Annotated in this window: 1 protein-coding gene; it reads left to right on the top strand. The window is 57.6% G+C overall.

Features of this window, described 5'->3' with window-relative positions:
- Positions 1-552: Tn3 family transposase (locus KP705_RS16550; RefSeq protein WP_215765042.1), on the top strand; the 552-nt coding region annotated here is incomplete at both ends.

Raw genomic sequence — 552 nt, 5'->3', positions numbered from 1 at the left:
ACCTGTCAGGGTGCCACCCTGCGCCACTTGGCGCATCTGCATGACTGGCAGATCAGCGAGGCCGGATACGCCGAAGCCCTTGGCGGTATGGTTGCAGCCCAGCGGGGGCTGCCCCTGGCGTCACTCTGGGGAGACGGCACATCGTCCTCAAGTGATGGTCAATTGTTTCATGCAGGTGGCAGAGGCGCTGCGATCAGCGATATCAATGCGCGCAATGGCAGTGAACCGGGCGTCAGTTTCTACACCCACATCTCCGATCAGTATGATCCGTTTTCGACCCGGGTGATTGCGGCGACGGCCGGTGAAGCACCCTATGTTCTGGATGGGCTGCTGTATCATGCCAACGGGCTTTCCATTGAAGAGCATTATACCGACACGGGTGGGGCATCGGATCATGTTTTCGGGCTGATGCCCTTCTTTGGTTATCGATTTGCGCCCAGGATACGGGATCTGAAAGAGCGGAAACTTCACCTGTTTCCAGATCAAAGCCCCGGTGATCTCCTGAGTGGAATGGCCGGTGACCCGATCAATACCGATCATGTTGCGGTTGCG

The organism is Gluconobacter sp. P1D12_c (assembly GCF_018812105.1).
GTDB classification, from domain to species: domain Bacteria; phylum Pseudomonadota; class Alphaproteobacteria; order Acetobacterales; family Acetobacteraceae; genus Gluconobacter; species Gluconobacter oxydans_A.
Note: the sequence above shows the minus strand (reverse complement) of the source record. Positions and strands in the feature narration are given on the sequence as shown.